The 239-nt window shown below is 61.1% G+C and carries 1 other RNA gene; it reads right to left on the minus strand.

The features are described 5' to 3' along the window. Nucleotides 1-97: 97 nt before the first annotated feature. Nucleotides 98-233, minus strand: a non-coding RNA gene (locus KQJ18_RS24545) — RtT sRNA. Between the last annotated feature and the right edge of the window lie 6 nt (nt 234-239).

A 239-nucleotide genomic window follows, 5' to 3' on the forward strand; every position in this document is an offset into this window, starting at 1 on the left:
CCAGCAGTCGAACCCCGGTCGGGGCTTCTCATCCCCCCGCAGGCGTGCAATATGCGAAAAAAAAGCCCGTACTTGCGCACGAGCTCTTCTTAAAATATGGCGGTGAGGGGGGGATTGACTCGCTTTGCTCGCCCTGCGGGCAGATTCCTCACAGGCTCGTCATCTGTCCAGCTGGCTGCGCCAGCAGTCGAACCCCGGTCGGGGCTTCTCATCCCCCCGCAGGCGTGCAATATGCGAAA

Origin of the sequence: Citrobacter sp. S55_ASV_140, from assembly GCF_018919505.1 — a bacterium.
Lineage (GTDB): Bacteria > Pseudomonadota > Gammaproteobacteria > Enterobacterales > Enterobacteriaceae > Citrobacter > Citrobacter werkmanii.